The organism is Caballeronia sp. (genome assembly GCF_049581465.1).
GTDB lineage: Bacteria > Pseudomonadota > Gammaproteobacteria > Burkholderiales > Burkholderiaceae > Caballeronia.
This window is the reverse complement of record NZ_JBAUSA010000008.1, coordinates 1-4432: the sequence shown is the minus strand read 5'-3', so window position 1 is coordinate 4432 and position 4432 is coordinate 1. Positions and strand designations below refer to the sequence as shown.

At 61.3% G+C, this 4432-nt stretch carries 4 protein-coding genes; 2 read left to right on the top strand and 2 right to left on the bottom strand.

What is annotated here, in order from left to right:
- The first annotated feature begins 10 nt into the window (after positions 1-10).
- On the top strand, positions 11-145 hold the full coding sequence (locus tag WCA53_RS00120) for a hypothetical protein (RefSeq protein ID WP_423903936.1): 135 nt from the start codon (positions 11-13) through the stop codon (positions 143-145).
- Positions 146-339: 194 nt separating this feature from the next.
- Positions 340-2991, top strand: coding sequence for a fimbria/pilus outer membrane usher protein (locus WCA53_RS00115; protein WP_423903933.1), 2652 nt, complete (start codon positions 340-342; stop codon positions 2989-2991).
- A 63-nt stretch (positions 2992-3054) separates the two neighbouring features.
- Here WCA53_RS00115 and eutC read toward each other — a convergent pair whose 3' ends face one another.
- Together eutC and eutB are read right to left on the bottom strand one after the other, a co-directional pair.
- Positions 3055-3861, bottom strand: a complete 807-nt coding sequence (eutC, locus tag WCA53_RS00110; protein WP_423903931.1) for an ethanolamine ammonia-lyase subunit EutC — start codon at positions 3859-3861, stop codon at positions 3055-3057.
- A partial coding sequence (gene eutB, locus WCA53_RS00105; RefSeq protein WP_423903929.1) for an ethanolamine ammonia-lyase subunit EutB occupies positions 3861-4432 on the bottom strand: 572 nt, incomplete at its 5' end. The genes eutB and eutC, both read right to left, overlap by 1 nt.

Sequence of the window (4432 nt, the reverse complement as noted above, 5' to 3'; positions counted from 1 at the left end):
TATCGGCGGCATGGTTGAGCCGCGTGGTACAGCGCAATTTCCGATCAAGAATCTGAACGCCGTTCCCGCTAACGCTCATGTCAGGTACAAGGCGATCAGCGACTTCGGCGGCGCCCTGCCGTTCGATCTGCCTCTGGCTCAGTAAGGCTCAGTAAGGCCCAGTAAGTCTCAGTAAGGCTGGCGCCCCCCAAGAGGGGCGGCACCGAGGGCGTCGCGGGCCGCAACGAGCCGACGCCTTCTTCAAAACACTCCATCACGCGGTTTTCCGAACGGTCTGCTCCGAACAGCCCGGTGGGTCAAGTCGCGTCTGAATCGACGGAAACCATCGCAGGCTGAATCATGAAAACCACCGATCAACACGCTTCCCCTAGTCAAGACCTGGACACGTTCCGACTGCGTCTGAAGCCGCTGGCCGCGATCGCTTTCTCGATGATGGCGTGCGCTGCGATTCCACAAGCCATGGCGGATGCCTTGGTATCGGCGCAAACCCAGACGGGCACTGTCGATGAAGTCAGCTTCGACAATATGTATTTGCGTGGCGACGCGGGCGCCTCGGTCGACACCAGCCGTTTCACGCGCGGTAACGCCGTGGCGCCGGGAACTTATGCAGTGGATCTGCTGGTGAACGGCGTGCGTCTGGCTCGCGAAGACATTCGCTTTGCTGCCACGGGCGGCAAGCTGGGCTCAAAGCCCTGTTTCAGCCGTGCGCTTTTGCAGCGCGCAGGCATCGATCTGGCAAAGGCCGACGCGGCCGCCGGACGCAGCGGTGCAGCGGCTCCGGCTGCGGCTGCGTCCAACGCAAATACGTGCGACGAGATCGGCAGCCTGGTGCCGGGTGCAACCGTCGACTTTGACTTCACCCAGCAGACGCTTGAACTGAGCGTGCCGCAAGCGTTCATGAAGAATTCAGCACGGGGTTATGTGCCGCCCGAACAGTGGGAGCAGGGCGTCAACGGCGGATTCATCAGCTACAACGCCAACACGTATCACACTGCGGGATCGGGCTTCGGCTCGAGCCAGAGCTATCTGGGCTTGAGCGCGGGCCTGAATATCGGCGCGTGGCATATCCGCCATCAATCGTCGGTATCGACGGGCACGGGGCAGAAGACGCAGTTCGACAACATCGCGACCTATGCGCAGCGCGACGTGACGAAGCTGGGCGCGCAACTGACCGTAGGCGATGCAAGTACCAGCGGCGAGATTTTCGACAGCGTCTCGTTTCGCGGCGTGCAACTCGCGACCGATGACCGCATGCTGCCTGAATCGATGCGCGGTTATGCACCGGTCGTGCGCGGCACGGCGGAAACCAACGCCCGCGTCACGATTCGCCAGAACGGCCAGGTGTTGCAGGAAACGAATGTCGCCCCGGGTCCGTTTGAAATCAACGATCTTTACTCGACCGGCTACGGCGGCGACCTCGTTGTCACCGTCACGGAAGCCGATGGCCGCAGCAAGGAATTCACGGTGCCGTTTGCATCGGTGGCTCAGTTACTGCGCCCCGGCGTGACGCGTTTCAGTGCGACGCTGGGCCAGTTGCGCAACGACTCACTCGATACCCAACCCGTCTTCGGGCAGTTCACGATCCAGCGCGGCCTCACCAATACGATCACCGTTTATGGCGGTCTGGTCGCCTCGAGCGGTTATGGCGCGATGAACGTGGGTGGTGCGTTGAACACGGGCATTGGCGCATTTTCGATGGACGTGACCGGCGCCGTCACGAACGTGCCGAACGCCCAGTCGATGCATGGCACGAGCGTGCGCGTGGGCTATAGCAAGTTCATCGCGGCAACGGACACGAATATATCGGTGGCGGCTTACCGCTTTTCGACCGCGGGTTATCTGAACCTGAACGACGCCGCGTCGATCAGGGATATCGCGGCTCACGGCGGCGATATCAATTCGATCTACCGCCAGCGCAACCGCATGCAGGTGTCGGTGAATCAGAAGCTGGGTGAGCATGGCACGGTGTTCGTCAGCGGATCGACACAAAACTACTGGAATCGTGGCGGCGCCGACACGCTGTTCCAGGCCGGCTATACCAACTCGTTCAAGTACGGGACCTACAGCCTGACGGCCGGGCGCACGCGTTCGATGGACGGAACGATGTCAAACGACTTCCTGCTCAGTACGACGATACCGCTAGGCCACACGGCGCATGCGCCGATGCTGACCACGAACGCCTCGCACAACTCCAATGGTGCAACGAACATGCAGGCGAACGTGAGTGGTTCGCTTGGCGAAACAAATCAGTTCTCGTACAACGGCTACGGCACGTATAACGCCGGGGGCAATTCGGCGAACAACGGCAATGCGGGCGTGAGCGCCACGTATCGCGCGCCTTATGCGACGTTGAATGCATCGGCGAGCGGCGGTGCGGGCACGCGCCAGGTATCGGCGGGCGTGCAAGGCTCAGTCGTGGCTCACCCGGGCGGCGTGACGTTCTCGCAGACCGTTGGTGACACGATCGGCATTGTCGAGGCGCCGGCTGCGGCCGGGGCGATGGTGACGAGCTCGCCGGGCACGAAGGTCGATCCACGTGGCTATGCGGTAATTCCTTACCTGTCGCCGTACAGCATAAACGTGGTCGATATCGATCCGAAAGGCACGTCCACCGACGTCGAATTTAAATCGACATCAGCGCAAGCCGTGCCGCGCGCAGGCTCTATAGTGATGATGAAGTACGAGACAGTGAGCGGCCGGGCTGCATTGATTCAGGCGCCGAAACTAGGCGGCGGAGCGTTGCCATTTGGAGCAAGCGTGGAAGACGAACAAGGTAAGACCGTGGGTGTAGTCGGTCAGGACAGCAGAATATTTGCGCGTGGTCTTGAAGAGCAGGGGGCGCTCACGGTGAAGTGGGGTAGTGGTCCGGTCGAGCAATGCCGGATCGCTTATACGCTGCCGAAGAAAGATCCCAAGGCTTATAACGCCGGGTATTTGTCGCTGCAGTCGCATTGCGTGCCGGGAAGTGAAACGGTGGCGGGTGCGCAATAAGCGGAGGACGAGCTGACATCTATCACCGGACGGGCGGCGCCTCGTCGTATTTGTCCAGTTTGTCTAACGCGGCAACACCGAGCCGGATTCCCCTGCGGCTGGTAACAACGCATCGCTATCGTCTTTGAGTCTAATGCCCGTCAGCTTCAGGCGCGTCGCTTCAGTCAGCAAGTAATGCAGCTTGAACGCGGCCGCGTCGTAGCCGAGTCCTTCAGGGCGCACGTTTGAAATGCAGTTGCGTTGCGCATCGCTTTTGCCAGTACGCGGTTCGTAAGTCAGGTAGATGCCGAGACTATCGGGCGAACTCAACCCCGGCCGTTCTCCAATCAGCATCACAACGATCCGCGCCCGTAAAAGCTCACCAATACCATCGCCGAGTGCAACCCGCGCCTGTCGCGCGATCACGATCGGACCGATGCTGATGTCCGCGAGCTTCGTGCGCATTCGTTCGAGCAGCGGCACGGCATGACGTGCCGCGGCGTAGGCCGACAATCCATCGGCGACCACGAATAGGACATCGAACGCAGCGGGCGCTGCGGCCGCATAGTCGCGCAGCCGCGACGCACTTTCGTCGTTGAGCTTGCGACCCAGGTCCGGTCGCCGCAAATAGTGCTCGCGATCAGGCGCGGCGCTTTCTACATCGAGCGTTTCAAAACCGGCAGCATTCAGCGACGCATGCAGCGCGGCCCCGTCGAGCGGTTGATGCACGGCGTCGCGTGCTCGCGCGTGCGATAGTTCAAATGCCAGCAGGGGGGCAGTTGGCAAGCTGCTGCCGGTGCGGCCGAGCGCGATGCGCGCGTTGGTGAAGCGGCGCAACGCGTCCCACGGATTGGCATCGACGGAAGAGGGGGTGTCGTCGAGGTCGGGCATCAGGTGCTCATCCATTCAAGCAGCGGTTGCGGTGCAGACTGGTTCAATAGTGCGCCGCGCGCATCGACAATTCGCATCGATTCAAGCCATGCCTCGAACTCCGGTGCACGACGCAAGCCGAGCACGCTGCGCACATAAAGCGCATCGTGGAATGAGGTGCTTTGATAGTTGAGCATGACATCGTCGGCGCCGGGAATGCCCATGATGAAGTTGACGTTGGCCACCCCCAGCAGCGTGAGCAGGTTGTCCATGTCATCCTGGTCGGCTTCGGCGTGGTTGGTGTAGCAGATGTCGCAACCCATCGGCACGCCGAGCAGCTTGCCGCAGAAATGGTCTTCGAGTCCGGCGCGAATGATCTGCCTTCCATCGTACAAATACTCCGGGCCGATGAAACCGACCACCGTGTTGACCAGCAGCGGGCTGAACTTGCGCGCGACCGCGTAAGCGCGCACTTCGCAGGTCTGCTGATCGACGCCGTGATGCGCATTGGCGGACAGCGCGCTCCCCTGGCCGGTTTCGAAATACATCAAGTCGTTGCCAACGGTGCCGCGTTTGAGCGACAACCCTGCCT

What these genes read in the sequence shown, in the direction of transcription:
- WCA53_RS00120 (WP_423903936.1), top strand. Translation starts at nt 11, where the DNA reads ATGGTTGAGCCGCGTGGTACAGCGCAATTTCCGATCAAGAATCTGAAC.
- WCA53_RS00115 (WP_423903933.1), top strand. Translation starts at nt 340, where the DNA reads ATGAAAACCACCGATCAACACGCTTCCCCTAGTCAAGACCTGGACACG.
- eutC (WP_423903931.1), bottom strand. Translation starts at nt 3,861, where the DNA reads ATGCCCGACCTCGACGACACCCCCTCTTCCGTCGATGCCAATCCGTGG.